Below are 14,958 nucleotides of genomic sequence, written 5' to 3' on the forward strand. Positions count from 1 at the left end.
GTTATCTCCGTTTAGGCATTTGATAACCACGTTTTATTTGTTTTGACTCAAAGCTGTTAGGGTTTATTAAATTACCCCATGAGCGCTGCACTTCTGCTTTGATATTTTCCTGAACGTCGCTCTTGGTAATAACCTTGACGCTGATTTTCTTGGTTTTGACTATTAAATAAATATTTAGCATTAGAGATACTATTGAGATAGCAAAAGCTGCGATTGTTAGCATAGTTGATCCTCGTTTGTTATTAGACAAACCCTCTCAGCGTTGGCGTATTGTCTAGCGTGTAGACCTCGCCTGTCTTTGTCAGATTCATTTGCTTAGCTCTGCAAACGAACACAGCGCCTTCCACTTTTGGCTCATAGTCTGTGACTTCTAAGCCCAAGATTGTGACCTGTGGCTTTGACAAGTCGCTAAGATTGAATTCACGATAATTCAGCACTGGTCTGACTTTTGAGTACATGGCACTGGCTCGCACTCGGTCAAGTTCGGCTGGGAAATCCTCACCTAAATCACCAACGCCAATGGTTATCTCTTGATCTAAGTCGTCGCTGTTAGTGCCTTTTTGAATGGTCAGTGGCACATACTCATAATTATAGCTGAGCGTGTTCTCATGCTGCACCGTGATACCGTCAGCGTGGTTCTGCACGATACGATAGGTCTTTGACCATGCAGGATGACTAATCTCAACCAGCAGCAATCTAACGTCATCAGGATTGCCCGATAACCAAAACGAATAATCAGGCATTGAGACCCCCTAACGCGTCTGGCAAATCTTCATTCACCAGCTTTTCAAGCGCATTAAAAAAGGTTGATACATCGCCGCCAGTTTGTTGATAAGCCCACACGTAAGCGGCTGATACATCAAGATCAAGACGCTTGGGTTTGACGACCAAGCCAATGCTAAACTCATGCACATCAGCGCCAAGCTCTGTATGTGTTGGGCTGCCTAAAAACCGACACTCAAACCATGACAAAGTTGGACTGCCAATTATCAATCGCATTGCAAAGGATTTGGTCTTGTACAGCTCCCAAAAGTTATAAAGGTACTCTTGGTGCTGACCCTTGTGCCTGAACGTCACTGACAGCTGGTGAGGGCTACCGACACCGCCTAAACGTTGGCGCGGCATACCCTTTTCAAACTGCGTGGTGACTACATCATTGCCAAGCGTGACGTTATAGCTATCACGCAATGGCAATAGCACCATCTGCGGTAAATCTTCAATAGCCATTAGCGTCTCCGATTAATATCAAACGCCCTTTTTAAAGATTTTGATATTTTACTGTTTGGGTTATCAATATCCTTAGCCAGTCGTTCCGCTTCATCACCTGCTTTTTTCACCAAGGTTATAATTGTATCGCCTTCAATATTGGTATCGATTTTCACATCCGACCATTGGTCACTATTTAATGTAATATTCATTATTATCTTCTCCTTGGGGCTTGTAGGTTGCGATTAAGCTGCTTACTCTCAAAGCTGTTAGGGTTGCCAGTATTGGTCCATGAACGTTTAATGCCGCGGTCAACCGCATTATTAACGTCTGTGATCGTGATCGTCTTACCATCATCACTAGCCTCGACACGCGCGCTTGAGTTATTGATGATGTTAATACTTACGTCACCAGCTGGCGCTTTACCACTACGCATAGCATTAAGATTATCAACACCGATACGCTTAGTTGCTTGTGCATCAAAAACATACTCTTGACCGTGTACGACACCAGCAACTTGAGACGCGCCCATGTTGCCAGTGTAGCCGCCAGTTTTGAAGCCGGGCATAATTCCTGATACCGCCGATGCCAAACCTGCCGTACCTGCCACCGTTGAAGCAACCGCGCCTAAGTTGGCAGGAAATGGCGCACTAGCCCAAGCCTCAGCAATAGCCTCTTTATTCTTCAGCAAGACCTTGGCTAAGGTGTACCCTTTTTCAATAGCAAATAGGGCTTTGTACATACCAGATTGCTCACCTAAGAATGCCTTTGATAATCCTGCTAAGTTGCCAAATATTGCCTCACCTTGATCTAACATCAAGTCACGCTTAGCATCCATGTAAGCTTGATCAATCGCCGTACGCTCGGCAGAATGAACACCTACTAAGTTCGTCCACTGGCTCTCATATTCATCAATAATCTCTAAGCGTCTTTGGTAGTCAGCCTCAATCTTGCCAAGTGGCGACTCCTGCGCTATTTCGTCCATTACGCCTGTTAGCGCCTCACTACTCACCCTCATAGCTTCGTTAGCCGCCATGAGATCCTTAACGGCCTTTAATCTATCAAGGTCAACTTTGAGCGCCTTATACTCTGAATCTAAACCTACGTCTTTAAGATAAGAGAATTTTTCAAGCATGTCGCCATACTCATAGCCTATCTCCAACCTTTGCCTATCAAGTTCGTTAACTGTAGTAGATAACTTCAATTGCCTTTCAGCTTCTTTAGTCATATCTGCTATCGCTAAAGATTGTTTTTTAACATCCAAGTCAACCGTTAGGCGCTGCAAGTCACGCATCACAGACACATCTAGCGTCGATAAAACGTTATCAACATCATTAAGATTGTTCAGCAGAGACTGCAAAGGATTGGATTCATCTAAAGCTAAAATATCCCTTTTTAGATCTCGAATCATACCTTTGCCAGTGGCGTTAACTCTGACCGCATCCATTGATTTAGCGGATTCGATCAAGTTTTTCTTTAATTCTTCAGATAGGCCTACAAATTTTCCAAAAGGATGCTCGATCTCAAACACCATATCCCTGAGCTCAGTAGGAAATGGCGCCTCTAGATTAAAACTTTCTTTATCGTAGGCTGCCATCTGTTGGTTATAACTCTCCAGAAGACGCTTATACTCCTCTGCTGACTTATCTTTAACTGTTTTAGGTTTTTTCTCCTTCTTCGCTTTCTTCTTCTTAGCTTTATCGTCTGCATCCGCAATATTGGCGATACCATCAGCAACTAAGTCTAGATCGGCTTTTGCTTCCTTAGCTGCAATGCGTGTTGCATCGATAGCTTTTTGAACCGTACCACTTAGACCGTTTGTTATCTGGTCTTCCATGATTGGCATCATGCTCTCAGACCAACCTTGAACATCTAAAGCTCGGTCAGCCAAAAAGCGTTCTAATTTAGGCGCTGCGTATTCTCTCTCCTCAACGCCAATCTGAATGGGTGATACTTTATTAAGCTGCTTTACTGCCCAACCAACACCGCCAGATATAAAGTTGAGGGTTTTGGCAATACCACCTGCCGCCCACTCAAAGGCATCAACCAAGATATTGCCCATCATAGCCGCCTTATTAGCAACGTCTTTTACAAGATTCCCCATACCTCGTACAACTGACTTAATTAGGTTGCGGATAGATGCCGCTGCCAAGTCGCTGAATCTTGCAAAAACCTGAAGCAATCCAACAAAACCGCCCTCGGTATTTGAGAAGAACACTGCAAACATATTGCTAGACTCGTTAGCGCCTGACTCTGAATTTTGCACAAATGAGGTGATAAACGTGCCAAAAACTTGACCAATACTAGAAATACCGTTAATCGTGAATCTTACAAAATCCAGAAATAGCGACCCAACAACTTTTACCGCCTCACTAAGACTATTCATTGCCCCTGTGAAGCCTCTGGTCTTGCCCTCTGCGTCCTCTGTTGCTGCCACTACGCTAAGTAGCGTAACCGCTAAAAACATAATAGGGTGTGCGTTAATGATACCGCCTAGCCTAGCAACTGCTAAACCTAAACCTTTTACCGAAGCTGCTGCAACACCTGCGACACCTGCTACGCCCGATAGTGTTGCTGTGTATAGTGATGCAACACTAATCCCTGCTCGCATTGCTGCGACTTTCTGAGCAATAGCTGTTGCTGCACCTCTAGCCGCCACTGTCAAAGTAAAGATTACGTCGCCATTACGTATGATAGCTGCTGTACTTAATGCTGTTACAGCAAGAGACTGAGCAACGGCTGTAGCTTTAGCTTTTATTGCTAATGCAGCGGCAACTACCTTGGCGCTATAAACACCCATAATCGCAGATAAACCAGAAAAGCTTAGTATTTGCGCCTTAATAAGCATGGAGTTGAATAAGAGCCAGCCGCCCATACCCGCCATACTTGATATGGCAGCAGCAAGACCTGTGGTTACCGCTGTTGACGTTGCTAGGGCATAAGCGCCCCATGCAAGACCACCAGCAACCAGTATCGGAATTAGCGATTGTAGGTTTTCACCTAGCCCTATCAAAGCAGCTGCCACAATGCTTGAAAATCCACCTGTGGCATTAAGCGTGTCATCAATAAAGAACTTCCACTGATTTTTTACCGTTTCCAGTCCTTGAGTCATCGTGGCTGGCATCTTAGCCACCATTTCGTCTAACTTCCCAGTAGCGTCACTGATAGCATCATATAAAACCCTTGATGATATCTTACCGTCTGCTGCTAGCTTTCTAAGTGCGCCTTGAGCAACGCCCATTTTTTCAGCAACCAACTCAAGTAAGATCGGCGCCTGTTCAGAGATACTGTTGAATTCTTCCCCGCGTAAAATTCCGCTGGAAAGTGCCTGACTCAGCTGAACCAAAGCTGCTGCTTGGCTTGCCGCCGCTCCGCCACCAACAAACATCGCCTTGGTTATATTATTGGTAAATAGCAAGGTTTCATTTTGTGTCTTACCCAGCTGTTTAAGCGCTCGTCTTGATGAGGAGTATAAATCAACCAATGAATCATATTGAGTTAAGTTTGATTGCGCCATATCACGTAAGCGACCTTGCACGGCTAGATATTCTACCGAGCTATCAGTTGCTAGCTTGATCTTGCTATTAAGTGACTGCATTGCATCGGCTGTTTGGAAGATAGAGCCAATGCTCATAGCAGCAATAAGACCGCCAAATACCGCTTGCAAGCCACCTAGCGACGATGTTAAGCGCTGTATCGCTGTTGTCCCTCCCGCTGCGCTACGGCTCAACCTATCGGTGTTACGTGACAAATCATTAGTACCGTTGTTAGCTCCGCCTGTCGCACCATCTAAACCCCTAAGTGCTCTACGCAAGCGCTCAATTCTTGCCTCTGCATCTCTGGTATCTATGACAATACTAAGCCGTGAAGTTTGTTCTGCCATATCTCACCCCGAATTTTAGGCATAAAAAAACCACCTAAAAAGGTGGTTGTGTGATTGATCTTGTTTACTGCTGTATGGTTGTCAGTTTGCCATTGTCGAAATATAGGTATTGATAATCATCGTACACCCATTGCTCATGAGTACCGTATTTGTTGGTAGTGGTGTTAATGTCATTAGGCTCACCCCAATTGGTTTTGTTTCTTACCTGTTCTTTGGTCATACCAATGGCGGCGGCAGGTTTTTTAGCAAGCTGCGCCTGATATGCAGCCTCTTGCTTACCTTCATCTGTATCCTCATAGTAGGTAACCTTGACTTTCTCAGAGAATTTATCAAAGTCGCCACTAGGGTTTATATTATTAAGAATTACTTGTCCGCCCTTGTCTTTATATACGTACATGTTGCCAGCATTAGCATTCAAAGCAAGCAAGGATATTAAAATACCTACCAATATAACCTTCATCTTATAATTCCAGTCGTTCGTATCTTCTTATAATATCCGATAGGTGGTAGGCGGGCAATAAAAAAGCCCTACAATGATGTAAGGCTTTTTTGAATTTAATTTGTCTTGATTTTTTATTTACCTAGACGCTCAACCGCTGCATTGATAATACTAGGTAGTTGCGATCTGTGCGCGAATTGCACAACACTAGCTAAACTTTCATGACTTACAATAGCATGCTGTTTGGGCACAAAGCCAATATTTGGCTTGCCATCGTGATCAAAACTAAGTGTCATGCGGTTTTCTTGTATCATGCTCACTATAAAAGCGCGGCTTATCTCTTCTGTGTCAAAATCAGGACGGTTTGGTAGTTTGTTGCCACTATCGACTATTACTTTTTGCAATGAGTACACATAATCCATCACCTCATGCTTCACATTCATAATATACTGATTGTGCGTAAAGCTAGATATTGGCGCACTCTCTACGTTTAAGTTAAGAATGCGATCATGCACATACTCAACCGCTTGTGATAACTGCTCAAGCGTTAAATCTTTGATATGCTTAACACCAAATTGCTGGTGGACTATTTTGTACCCTTCTGGGTACATTATACCTGAACGACCTACTAATTTATTTACAGCATTACGTAAAGGTAGAGTCTGCTCTGCTGTGAGCTGGCTACCCTGAACTTTAAGCTCACCAGTTACTAACTTATCAAAGGTGCGAATAACAAGTAGGGCAAATTTTGGACTAATCCACATGGCATAACGGTAGACCAATTCTTTGCAAGCATAAGTACCCTGCTTAGCAGCAGAACCGCCTTTTACGACCTTATAGGCCTTGATATCGTTACCGTTCACCACATCTGGTGAACGCTCTATTTCCACAATAAGTTCTTTTGTTTCTGCGTTTCTCATAAAGCGGAATGGTGCGTGTTTGTTGTCACCTCCACTTGCTTTATGTAAATCCTTTAAAGAGTATAAGCCATCTATCATATTAACTACATTATCAAGGATGGTGATTTGTGGTGCGTAAACTGTTAAACTAGACATGATTATTTTGCTCCAATGCAAAGGTAATTAAATTAAGGGCTTGTTTTACTTTGACCGGTGAACAAGCCTTTTTCATGAGTTTTTCATTAATCGATTCGACAATAAGCTGGTTTAAGCTAATTCCATCAGTTTGCGCTAATTGCTTGGCGTTCTGATAGGTATCTCTCGGCAGTCTTATTTGTGACCTAACCACTTCTTGCATGTTTTACTCCTTATTTGTTACTATGCGTAGTGTCACAATCAATATAATATATGGCACTACCCATAGTGTCAAGGATTTTATTATGTCAAAACAAGAAGATTTTGTTAGAACTCAGATTCGTTTAGAAAAACACACGCATTCTTTGCTAAAGGAGTTTTGCGAAGCCAATAAAGTTTCTATGAATGAAGCTATGAATAGCCTTATTTTTTCATCTTTGATGAACGAGCTAGTGGAAGATAATTTCACCAAGCGCGAGAATTTAATCAATATGGCAACCAATAACCTAAATGACTTCACGCTACAAGAGGTTCGCGATGTCTGCGCAATAATTGGTTATATCGGTCACTTAAGAAGCTAGTACCTGCCGTTCATCATATTTGCAGAACGGTAAGATCATTAAAACCCTTTGTTTTCGACGAGGTGGTCAGTTTGACCTACTCGTTGATTCTCTCAGCAGGTCAAATTGACCGTCAGAGCCCCTCACCGTTAAAACCTTTATTTCCTACGAGGTCATTGATTCGATGACCTCGGTCATAGTAGCCTATCTGTATATTCGCACATCACTTTGATCACACCCTCAACCCATTACTATATAAGGCTTTGCGCTGATTTTAGGCTGAAACAACGGCGTTCTGATCACCAATCAAATTAACGACTGTCTCGTTTATGCTCAAGATAGAGCCTGATTATTTCTGGTAGCCTATACATTAGGATTCCAGTCAATACAAACACACCGATAATTACGATATTTATCAATGGAATACCTCCAATGTCGCTTAAATCTATGTTAAAATTCACTTATGTTGTTCTCCTAAGTCTTGGTTAGGGTTCAAATAAAAACCCCCAAAGGTTGCTGCCCTTGGGGGTTTTGCTTTATGTGTTTTTCGGCTTATCTCTTTTATTCTTTTCTGCAACCTCGTCAAGCACCAAATTATCAATCTCAAATATAATACCGTCTAATATGCTTCGTGGTACGTTGATGGGATGCACGCTAACCACGTCTGTGATGTTCTTTACGCTAATCGGTAATGCTTGTCCGTCTGTGTAGCTGCGACCTCTAGCGACCAAATAGAACGTCTGTATAACGTCTTGAATGCTGGCATCATAAGACGGCGGCTCTGGCACATCAAGCCCTAAATGCGCCATCACCTCAACATCAAAGTCCGTTAAGCCTGCGTAGTCTTTTTGGTAGCGGTAGACTTCAATGGCTTTTTTTTAGTATCAGCCGATTTAGCAACAAACTCATCCGACATTTCTTTAAAGTTTTTATAAATCTCAGTGGCAAAGTCTAAGTTTTCTTGATCGTCACCGATGGACGCGCACAATGCGGTGAAATTATCACCGTTAATGGGTGCAATCTCACCATCTGCTGTCTCAACATCCCATTCAGTGATTAAATATTCACCAATCAGATATAGCATAGCCTCGCCTGTTGATAATTCGTTTTCATCAAAATTAGATTTTGCTAGTACATCTTTGGTTACTTTTTTGTTCGCGCTCTGCTCATGTACCTTTGTCATAGCAGCGCCAAACGCTTTGTCTTGACCAACACGCATGGTTAGCTTAACAAGGCCTTTATGGTCGATCTCGCGCTCAATGGCTGCGAGGTTTTTAGGCTTTAAATCTTTTAAAGTAATGGCCATCTTTATAATCCTTATGCGGTAATCAGTTTAAGTGTCGGCGCGTCAGCAGGTGCGTCTGCATAAACCGTATAGGTTAATTGAGCTTGCAATATCTCGTTTCCGCCAGATGGAATATCACCTGAAATTTGCGCCTTGAAAATAGTCAGCACGTAAGTATCGCCATCAGGGAATTTAACGGTAACTTCGATCTTAACTGGCGCACCAGTGAGCTGCTTATCCAGCATTGACTGTGTGTTTTTACTATAGGCTAGCGTTAAGCTGCCTGTCATATCAGCCATCATTTCTAGGAAATTAGAGCCGTACAGACCTGCGCCTAAGCAATTCTGACGTTCAATATTGTTGTTTAGCTCAAAGCTAAATGCGGTAACACATGACACGCCCTTAGTTGTAACGCCATCAATTTTAATGTCGCTAACACTTAATGAGGTTGCTTTAGGTGATGTTACGGCTGCTGTTGGTGTTACTGCGCTGGCAGCTAATGATGCGGCATAACCACCACCCATGAAGCCAAATGTCATGCCGATAAAGCCGCTTTCAGGAATATCTAGCGAGAAACTATTAACTCGCATACCTGACCAGTAGTGATACTGTGCAATATCTTTATGGTTTTTCTCGATAGCGAACTTAGTCACAACATCGCCACCAAAGACTACCGTCTTTGTTTTGGTTGCCGTAGTCCACTCATTACCTGCTGCTGCTGCGATTAGGTCGTCATAAGCCGTCTTAATCATTTCTACTTCAATATCGCCCTCAGCATTGGCAGACGTAACCATACCTGCTGTCTTTAAGCGACTATCGTTGATGGTCTCGCTGTCTGTCAGCTCAACTGTGTTGTTCAGGCTATCCGACACACGAGGTAGGATTTTCCAACCTGCAAGAGGAACTACCGAAACATCGTCTTGTTTGCTATAACTTAATACAGCCTTATTTCCACGAGCCATTGTCTTTCTCCAGATGCAAAAAACCCTCAAGCGAGGGCATAGGTTTTTGATAGATGTAAAAGAAGGGACTGACAACCGAAGGTAGAGAACATCGTCAGCCCCAAAGCGTAAAATTTGGGTATAAAAAACCCACCAATTAGGCGGGTTGTATCTGTATGGTTGGGATTTGAAATCCGACCCTTTAATTCCGCATTTGAGGTGCGGAACCTTGCTTAGCCTTCATCATAAGTAAATGGTACATAAACCCGTGACCGATAGTTTAGAGGCTTGTCGCCCTCATTCGGAAAATTTACCGTATTGGCTGGGTCAGTCCAAAAGTCAGTCGTTGACCATAAGCCGAACCATTCCTCGATAGCGTCGGTCAGCTCAAATATTTTCTTAGTACCCATGTCTAAACGTTCAAACGCATCAATCACAATCACGCCTGTACGCCTTGTACAAGGTTCTGAACCGATACTCGCCACCCTATGTATCACAAACTCTATATCGTGCAATCTGAGCCACCTACCGCTTGTTGGGATAGGCTGATTTGGTACATTGGGATAGGACTTGTCTGTGGCTTCAATTCCATCAAAGGTGAATGAGGCAAATCTACCCTCTACCAGTTTTCGTATGGCTTCTTTGCTCATTGGCTGCCTCTTTTCTTGTGCTCAAATCTTCGACCTGACCAAACTCCAATATTATAAATAACAACCGTAAGGATAATGAAATTCGGATATTCAACTGGATGCGCGCTAGCGAACCAATCATCAGGAATTGCCCAAAGCAAAACGATAAAAATAGACACGCTTATGACGCCATCTATAATCGGACTCATTTTATCAACGTTCCATTTCATCGTCAGCCCCATCATCAAAGTATTTATCATAAATCTTGTCAGCTATCACTACTAGAGCAATCAATAACCATTTCATAGTCAGCGCCTTATTTTGGGCAATAAAAAAGCCCTGATTAGGGCTTGGTATTTGTGGTTCTGTAATCAATCGACCTTGTTGACCTTAATGACGATAGTTTTGTTTTTTCCTAAACGTAGCGCCTTTAACGCTTTCGCTTTAGCTCTAAGTAGAAAGCTGCTCTTGTACCCTGCAACATTCTCAGAGCTGTGAACAAATCCTGTAGTTGTTTTTGCTTTGATAGTCTCATCAAGCATGGCTTGTGACTGGTTGTTTATCTTTGCGTAAACCTTGTCAAGAACATCATTAGCAAAAGCAACGTCTTTTTTAAATTCATCGCTAGCATTTTGGTAGTCGTTAATATCAAGTCTCTTTCTATCCATAATAAACCCCTTATTTTCAGTCTATTATATCACCGATGAAACATTGATATTGCTAAAAAGCTCACTGTAAAAACACCATTGGGGGCGAACCTTGAGTGACCGTTTTCCAAATATTTCATGTATGGAACCGTTGAAGTAAAATAGAGCGAGTGCAATTTATCTTTTGGCATGGCCCTAATGAAGTTCATACCTTCTGCCATTGCACCACTACGCCCTATCGTTTTACCCTCGACGAAAGTCCAATTGGGAGCATCTAGGGATAGATTTATATTTGAGACCGCTTGGCTGGTATCTACTGGCATTTTATTGACCAGCGCATTGTTAAAGTCAGTACCGATATCAATAACTTTCTTAACCGCTGCTTTCTCCACAACATCAGCGAATAGGCTTGGTGATTTATCCCACATTTAGCCCCCTTAGCTGCAATATCCAAATCGACTTGGTTGGGTCTTGGCTTACGTCCATGACGCGCCTGTCTTGACCATCGGCGACAATCACATCGTCAACCTTTGGCGTGTCTGTGACCTCAATTTGCAAAGCTGTCAGCTTAACGTCCGTGGTTTCAATCTGTGTGGCTTGCTGCTCCATCGTTGAGTAGCTGCCAAACGTACCACGCCCTGAATAAATAATATCAGCAGCGCCTACGTATTCGCCCAATTCAGGGTCGTAAGCGCCACCAGTACCTTTGCGAGTCGCGGTAAATTCGGTTACAGCATCTTTTAATTGGTTGTCAAAGGCGCGAGGTAGGTGCTTATTGATAATCGCGTTAATCATACGACCACCATACCAATGCCTTTAACTTTTGGTTTGATTAACAGTTTTAACATGCGTCCATAGCTGGACTGACCGAGCCAGTCGTTCACGAGGTTGTCTTTATCACTAAATTGCACCTCGACTGTATCGGCTTTTACTTTTGTCACAGTCTGCTCAGTTGCGCCATTTGGCACTGTGAGCATATGTGCTGTTAGATAACCCATAGCCAGCTCGTACTGACTATCAGCAATGTCATAGATGGTAATAAACAGCCCAGCATCATCTAACGCTTGCTGTATCACTGCATCATCACTAAATGATGGGTAACGCGCTTTAAATGATGCTAAGTCCATAGTATTTACTCTTGGTTGGCCGCTAGTTTTTCTTCAATGTCTTGAGCGATCATCAGCAATTCAGGTTTATTGTCCGACTCGGCAAACTCACCGCCGTTCGCTTTAATGTAAGTCTCAAGTTCTTTGACCGTCATTTGACTGACCGCTTTGGCTTCTTTCTCAGCGCCTTTTGCCACTGAGATTAAGCCAGCATCAATCCACGCCTTCATGACGCGGTTGTCTTGGTCAAAATCAGGCGAACTTACTGTCTCACCTGATTTCAATGATTGGCCGTCAAGTAGGTTTAAACGGCTTTTACTGTTATTGGTAATATCCATGATTACACTCCATCCATATAGCGCATTGCTTCTTTAGTGCGAACCTCTAGGCCGCCCAAGCGGAAGATGCCAGGCACTACAAAGTTAAGCGCACCAACTTGAACCGCTGGTAAAAACTTGTGCATCATTGGAATGTGCAACTTAAGCACACGCGCATTGTTTGAGTAAGCGACTGCACGGTCGATTGTGCCACCTGTACCACCATTCTTAAGACGGCTGATAGCGCGAACAGTTAAAGGCTGACCAGTAGTAGCGGTGTAAGTGTTATAGCGCTGGATAAAACTCAGCAACGTACCACCTTCTTTGCTTGATAGTGGCGTAGAGGCAAGGTAAGTAAATACACTGTATGGCAGCAATAGTGTGTCAGCTGCCATTTGGTATTCGGTATCAGCAGCCGTGCCACTGATTAACTTGTTAACCGCTGCCAAAATCTCATCTTCGGTTGAAGTTAAGAAGGTTTTAGCAGATGACTCAAGTGTTACGCCTGACGTGTTAATCAAGCCCTGCATACCTTTTTCAGCATCACCAGCGATTGCTACTTTATCCACAAAACGCTCGTACGTCTCACGCGCTGCGATAGCATCGTTGTTCTGTAGATTCACGCCATACGCTAATGAGGCTTGCACTTCTTCATAGCCGTAAGCGTAGCCCACACCAGCCATGTGTACCTCTGACTGTGATTCGCCGTATTTGTTACCAGCGGTCGGGATGTCATTGGCGTTGCCGTTAATCCAATCAGCATTACCAAACGTCTCAGCACTGCGGAACGTGATTGTTTTCGTCCACTCAGGGGCGCTGTTATCAACTGGCACCAAATCAGGGTAAACGATTTCAGGGAAAACGGTTTTGTTTACTTCGGTTTCAATGTGATTGCGCTGATTTTCGACAAACGCAAGCATTGATACTGCATCATACTGTTTCATATTTTGTGTCCTATTTTAGACGTAATTGAGCAAGACCGCCGCTTGCAGCCGAGGTTTCAAAACGAGCGCCAGCCATTGCAGCACCAGCTTTGTTGAATTTACCAGTTGCCAAATCAACAGCAGCAGCGTCACCTGCTTTTACGTCAGCAGTAACTTCAACCCAAATCACGCCTTCTTCTAAGATACGCGCTGATTCATATTGCACAAACTTACCATTAATCAAATCGGTAGCAGTGCGATCTAAAACAGTCACGCCGACAAAATCAGTGTCACCAGTAGTCGCAATGCGGCAACCTTTATCGTTTACGCCTTGAGCCACTGCCAGACCAAACGCGATACCAGCGGCATCTTCGACTGTTCTGCTAATAATGTTGCTGTTTTCAGTGTTAGCGATTGCGCCAGCAACACCTTTGTCCATTTCATTTTTAAAGTTCATTGCTTATGCCCCTGTCTTAATTTTGTTTGAACGGTTGATTGTTCGCTGCTCATATTCTGACTGACCATGATCCGCTACTTTGGTTTGTGGTTTATGGTCATTCATAGCGGTAACAAATGGGTCTGAATTGCTTACTGATTCAGCCAAGATGTCAAAACGGGCATCAATATAAGCCTCGGTTTTACCCTCAATGGCAGCGTCACCAAGTTTGGCAACCACAGCGGCTTTTTTGATATCGCTATCTGCCATACCTGTATAGTCGGCATCAGCCACAGACTTGGCTTTAGCGAGCAAGTCACTGCGAGCCTGTACCATTGCGTCAATGTCAGCATCGGACAGCTTAGCCGCCTTTAGCGCGTCAATCTCGGCATCACGTTTGGCAAGTTCAGCGTCTTTAGCAGCAATAGCAGCATCGTGTGCTACTTTTGCATCATTAAGCGCTTTAACTGCTTCGTTTTTGGCATCAGCAATCTTATTGACTGCGGCAAGCCCCTCTTGCGTGGTTTCAACTGTTAAGCCGTCCACAATTAATGTTTTCAAGTCCACGTTTCTATCTCCTAAGACTTTGGTTATCGGGGACGTTCCCCATTTAAGGGAATTAGCGGAATCGCTAAAACCACATTCAGAACCTGCGCGACCTCTATCGACAATCGCTAGGTGATTAATTCGTATATTCTTTTGTATGGCTTGGTAGGCTTGACCATCAGGTGTTACGCCATCAGCAAACTCAATTTCAGCCATATAGCCCATGCTGACCTCAGACTTACCAGCTTTGACCTTGGCAATCGTGTCGCTGTCCATAATTTTGTAGGACACACTGACAAACTCACCGTCACGCACTACGTCCGAGCCAATATCGCCTTTTCCGTATTGTTTCCAGTTGGTCGCATCGACATTTACTGGTGGGTGGTCATCGCTAATCGGCTTGTTTGCATAACTTGCCAATGAGTCACGGCTAAATACTTCTGATTCTGGTCTGTAGACTCTGATAACATCCATCGTAGGCAATCCCAGCTCAACGCCTAAATAATCCTGTATGCCTGTTTTAGCGCATCGTAGCGAGCCGACTAAATAGCCATCCTGTGTCTCTTTCATGCCCCCGATTTGGGCGCGGTCTGTAAATTTCATGTTGTGCCCTTTTTGGTAGGCGTAAAAAAACCACTCAAACGAGTGGCTGTGTTATTCGTGCTAATCAGGTTTGCAACTATCAAACCAGTCATAATCTTTAGGTCGATTGCTCGCCACTTTGATTGCGTGGTTACGTCTTTGTGTTTCGGCATCTGGCTCCTTTCCTTTTGGCTGAAAAGCGATTTCACCAAAAACAAGTTCATGCACAATACACCCATCAGCAACAATTAGCAGTCCTGATAGCTCGCGCTTAACACGGATAGCTACGCCTTTGGTCACGTTGCAGTACACGCAGCCTTTTAGTTCTTTGCCGTCTAGGAACACAACGCCATTAGAGCCGCGTTCGTATGAGTAAATCTCGTCATCAGTGCTCTCGATTGACGACATATCAAGTGTAATCATA

The 14,958-nt window shown here is 43.7% G+C and carries 23 protein-coding genes; 1 reads left to right on the forward strand and 22 read right to left on the reverse strand.

Annotated elements, in window-relative coordinates:
- Position 1 precedes the first annotated feature (1 nt).
- The 8 genes from CIK80_RS02060 to CIK80_RS02095 all read right to left on the reverse strand — a co-directional run bounded on the left by CIK80_RS02060 (position 2) and on the right by CIK80_RS02095 (position 6,785).
- Positions 2–223, reverse strand: coding sequence for a hypothetical protein (locus CIK80_RS02060; RefSeq protein ID WP_095568663.1), 222 nt, complete (start codon positions 221–223; stop codon positions 2–4).
- Positions 224–242: 19 nt separating this feature from the next.
- Positions 243–743 carry a DUF1833 family protein gene (locus tag CIK80_RS02065; RefSeq protein WP_095568664.1) on the reverse strand — a complete coding sequence of 167 codons (501 nt, stop codon included), beginning with the start codon at positions 741–743 and terminating at the stop codon, positions 243–245.
- Entirely contained in the window at positions 736–1,227 is a 492-nt protein-coding gene (locus CIK80_RS02070; protein ID WP_095568665.1) for a hypothetical protein, read from the reverse strand. Before CIK80_RS02070 ends, CIK80_RS02065 begins: the two co-directional genes overlap by 8 nt.
- On the reverse strand, positions 1,227–1,418 hold the full coding sequence (locus CIK80_RS02075) for a hypothetical protein (protein ID WP_095568666.1): 192 nt from the start codon (positions 1,416–1,418) through the stop codon (positions 1,227–1,229). The genes CIK80_RS02070 and CIK80_RS02075 overlap by 1 nt, the downstream gene beginning before the upstream one ends.
- Positions 1,419–1,420: 2 nt before the next feature.
- On the reverse strand, positions 1,421–5,089 hold the full coding sequence (locus CIK80_RS02080; protein ID WP_095568667.1) for a tape measure protein: 3,669 nt from the start codon (positions 5,087–5,089) through the stop codon (positions 1,421–1,423).
- A 64-nt stretch (positions 5,090–5,153) separates the two neighbouring features.
- A complete protein-coding gene (locus CIK80_RS15400) occupies positions 5,154–5,549 on the reverse strand; it encodes a DUF2845 domain-containing protein (RefSeq protein ID WP_218830299.1) in 396 nt (131 codons plus the stop codon).
- Positions 5,550–5,662: 113 nt separating this feature from the next.
- Positions 5,663–6,583, reverse strand: coding sequence for a KilA-N domain-containing protein (locus tag CIK80_RS02090; protein ID WP_095568668.1), 921 nt, complete (start codon positions 6,581–6,583; stop codon positions 5,663–5,665).
- Complete coding sequence (locus CIK80_RS02095) at positions 6,576–6,785, reverse strand: hypothetical protein (RefSeq protein WP_095568669.1); 210 nt, start codon at positions 6,783–6,785, stop codon at positions 6,576–6,578. The genes CIK80_RS02090 and CIK80_RS02095 overlap by 8 nt, the downstream gene beginning before the upstream one ends.
- Positions 6,786–6,867: 82 nt before the next feature.
- Here CIK80_RS02095 and CIK80_RS02100 point away from each other — a divergent pair, with 82 nt between their 5' ends.
- Positions 6,868–7,143, forward strand: a complete 276-nt coding sequence (locus CIK80_RS02100) for a hypothetical protein (RefSeq protein ID WP_095568670.1) — start codon at positions 6,868–6,870, stop codon at positions 7,141–7,143.
- A gap of 515 nt (positions 7,144–7,658) precedes the next feature.
- On the opposite strand, the gene CIK80_RS02105 is transcribed toward CIK80_RS02100, so the two are convergent.
- The 14 genes from CIK80_RS02105 to CIK80_RS02170 form a co-directional block, all read right to left on the reverse strand.
- Positions 7,659–7,931, reverse strand: coding sequence for a hypothetical protein (locus CIK80_RS02105; RefSeq protein WP_095568671.1), 273 nt, complete (start codon positions 7,929–7,931; stop codon positions 7,659–7,661).
- Positions 7,932–7,951: 20 nt separating this feature from the next.
- Positions 7,952–8,428 (reverse strand): hypothetical protein, encoded by a 477-nt coding sequence (locus CIK80_RS02110; protein ID WP_095568672.1) that lies wholly within the window; start codon positions 8,426–8,428, stop codon positions 7,952–7,954.
- Positions 8,429–8,439: 11 nt separating this feature from the next.
- Entirely contained in the window at positions 8,440–9,369 is a 930-nt protein-coding gene (locus CIK80_RS02115; RefSeq protein WP_095568673.1) for a phage tail tube protein, read from the reverse strand.
- A 212-nt stretch (positions 9,370–9,581) separates the two neighbouring features.
- Positions 9,582–9,998 carry a hypothetical protein gene (locus CIK80_RS02120; protein ID WP_095568674.1) on the reverse strand — a complete coding sequence of 139 codons (417 nt, stop codon included), beginning with the start codon at positions 9,996–9,998 and terminating at the stop codon, positions 9,582–9,584.
- Positions 9,995–10,237, reverse strand: coding sequence for a hypothetical protein (locus CIK80_RS02125; protein WP_143516770.1), 243 nt, complete (start codon positions 10,235–10,237; stop codon positions 9,995–9,997). Before CIK80_RS02125 ends, CIK80_RS02120 begins: the two co-directional genes overlap by 4 nt.
- Before the next feature lie 111 nt (positions 10,238–10,348).
- Positions 10,349–10,645 carry a hypothetical protein gene (locus CIK80_RS02130; protein ID WP_095568676.1) on the reverse strand — a complete coding sequence of 99 codons (297 nt, stop codon included), beginning with the start codon at positions 10,643–10,645 and terminating at the stop codon, positions 10,349–10,351.
- 29 nt (positions 10,646–10,674) lie between these two features.
- Positions 10,675–11,052, reverse strand: coding sequence for a hypothetical protein (locus CIK80_RS02135; RefSeq protein WP_095568677.1), 378 nt, complete (start codon positions 11,050–11,052; stop codon positions 10,675–10,677).
- The gene (locus CIK80_RS02140) at positions 11,042–11,419 is read right to left on the reverse strand and encodes a glutamate 5-kinase (protein ID WP_095568678.1); all 378 of its coding nucleotides are present in this window, start codon (positions 11,417–11,419) and stop codon (positions 11,042–11,044) included. Before CIK80_RS02140 ends, CIK80_RS02135 begins: the two co-directional genes overlap by 11 nt.
- Positions 11,416–11,751, reverse strand: a complete 336-nt coding sequence (locus tag CIK80_RS02145; RefSeq protein ID WP_095568679.1) for a DUF4054 domain-containing protein — start codon at positions 11,749–11,751, stop codon at positions 11,416–11,418. The genes CIK80_RS02140 and CIK80_RS02145 overlap by 4 nt, the downstream gene beginning before the upstream one ends.
- A 5-nt stretch (positions 11,752–11,756) precedes the next feature.
- Positions 11,757–12,068, reverse strand: a complete 312-nt coding sequence (locus tag CIK80_RS02150) for a hypothetical protein (protein ID WP_095568680.1) — start codon at positions 12,066–12,068, stop codon at positions 11,757–11,759.
- Between the two features lie 2 nt (positions 12,069–12,070).
- On the reverse strand, positions 12,071–12,991 hold the full coding sequence (locus CIK80_RS02155) for a DUF2184 domain-containing protein (protein WP_095568681.1): 921 nt from the start codon (positions 12,989–12,991) through the stop codon (positions 12,071–12,073).
- A 10-nt stretch (positions 12,992–13,001) separates the two neighbouring features.
- Entirely contained in the window at positions 13,002–13,427 is a 426-nt protein-coding gene (locus CIK80_RS02160; RefSeq protein ID WP_095568682.1) for a hypothetical protein, read from the reverse strand.
- A gap of 3 nt (positions 13,428–13,430) precedes the next feature.
- A complete protein-coding gene (locus tag CIK80_RS02165; RefSeq protein WP_095568683.1) occupies positions 13,431–14,555 on the reverse strand; it encodes a DUF2213 domain-containing protein in 1,125 nt (374 codons plus the stop codon).
- A 60-nt stretch (positions 14,556–14,615) separates the two neighbouring features.
- A complete protein-coding gene (locus CIK80_RS02170) occupies positions 14,616–14,957 on the reverse strand; it encodes a hypothetical protein (RefSeq protein ID WP_095568684.1) in 342 nt (113 codons plus the stop codon).
- Between the last annotated feature and the right edge of the window lies 1 nt (position 14,958).

The sequence above is a fragment of the Psychrobacter sp. JB193 genome (genome assembly GCF_002285555.1).
GTDB classification, from domain to species: Bacteria; Pseudomonadota; Gammaproteobacteria; order Pseudomonadales; family Moraxellaceae; genus Psychrobacter; species Psychrobacter alimentarius.

Bases quoted from the DNA above. Each gene is read 5' to 3' on its own strand.
- CIK80_RS02060 (WP_095568663.1), bottom strand. From the start codon at position 223: ATGCTAACAATCGCAGCTTTTGCTATCTCAATAGTATCTCTAATGCTA.
- CIK80_RS02065 (WP_095568664.1), bottom strand. From the start codon at position 743: ATGCCTGATTATTCGTTTTGGTTATCGGGCAATCCTGATGACGTTAGA.
- CIK80_RS02070 (WP_095568665.1), bottom strand. From the start codon at position 1,227: ATGGCTATTGAAGATTTACCGCAGATGGTGCTATTGCCATTGCGTGAT.
- CIK80_RS02075 (WP_095568666.1), bottom strand. From the start codon at position 1,418: ATGAATATTACATTAAATAGTGACCAATGGTCGGATGTGAAAATCGAT.
- CIK80_RS02080 (WP_095568667.1), bottom strand. From the start codon at position 5,089: ATGGCAGAACAAACTTCACGGCTTAGTATTGTCATAGATACCAGAGAT.
- CIK80_RS15400 (WP_218830299.1), bottom strand. From the start codon at position 5,549: ATGAAGGTTATATTGGTAGGTATTTTAATATCCTTGCTTGCTTTGAAT.
- CIK80_RS02090 (WP_095568668.1), bottom strand. From the start codon at position 6,583: ATGTCTAGTTTAACAGTTTACGCACCACAAATCACCATCCTTGATAAT.
- CIK80_RS02095 (WP_095568669.1), bottom strand. From the start codon at position 6,785: ATGCAAGAAGTGGTTAGGTCACAAATAAGACTGCCGAGAGATACCTAT.
- CIK80_RS02100 (WP_095568670.1), top strand. From the start codon at position 6,868: ATGTCAAAACAAGAAGATTTTGTTAGAACTCAGATTCGTTTAGAAAAA.
- CIK80_RS02105 (WP_095568671.1), bottom strand. From the start codon at position 7,931: ATGGCGCATTTAGGGCTTGATGTGCCAGAGCCGCCGTCTTATGATGCC.
- CIK80_RS02110 (WP_095568672.1), bottom strand. From the start codon at position 8,428: ATGGCCATTACTTTAAAAGATTTAAAGCCTAAAAACCTCGCAGCCATT.
- CIK80_RS02115 (WP_095568673.1), bottom strand. From the start codon at position 9,369: ATGGCTCGTGGAAATAAGGCTGTATTAAGTTATAGCAAACAAGACGAT.
- CIK80_RS02120 (WP_095568674.1), bottom strand. From the start codon at position 9,998: ATGAGCAAAGAAGCCATACGAAAACTGGTAGAGGGTAGATTTGCCTCA.
- CIK80_RS02125 (WP_143516770.1), bottom strand. From the start codon at position 10,237: ATGATAAATACTTTGATGATGGGGCTGACGATGAAATGGAACGTTGAT.
- CIK80_RS02130 (WP_095568676.1), bottom strand. From the start codon at position 10,645: ATGGATAGAAAGAGACTTGATATTAACGACTACCAAAATGCTAGCGAT.
- CIK80_RS02135 (WP_095568677.1), bottom strand. From the start codon at position 11,052: ATGTGGGATAAATCACCAAGCCTATTCGCTGATGTTGTGGAGAAAGCA.
- CIK80_RS02140 (WP_095568678.1), bottom strand. From the start codon at position 11,419: ATGATTAACGCGATTATCAATAAGCACCTACCTCGCGCCTTTGACAAC.
- CIK80_RS02145 (WP_095568679.1), bottom strand. From the start codon at position 11,751: ATGGACTTAGCATCATTTAAAGCGCGTTACCCATCATTTAGTGATGAT.
- CIK80_RS02150 (WP_095568680.1), bottom strand. From the start codon at position 12,068: ATGGATATTACCAATAACAGTAAAAGCCGTTTAAACCTACTTGACGGC.
- CIK80_RS02155 (WP_095568681.1), bottom strand. From the start codon at position 12,991: ATGAAACAGTATGATGCAGTATCAATGCTTGCGTTTGTCGAAAATCAG.
- CIK80_RS02160 (WP_095568682.1), bottom strand. From the start codon at position 13,427: ATGAACTTTAAAAATGAAATGGACAAAGGTGTTGCTGGCGCAATCGCT.
- CIK80_RS02165 (WP_095568683.1), bottom strand. From the start codon at position 14,555: ATGAAATTTACAGACCGCGCCCAAATCGGGGGCATGAAAGAGACACAG.
- CIK80_RS02170 (WP_095568684.1), bottom strand. From the start codon at position 14,957: ATGATTACACTTGATATGTCGTCAATCGAGAGCACTGATGACGAGATT.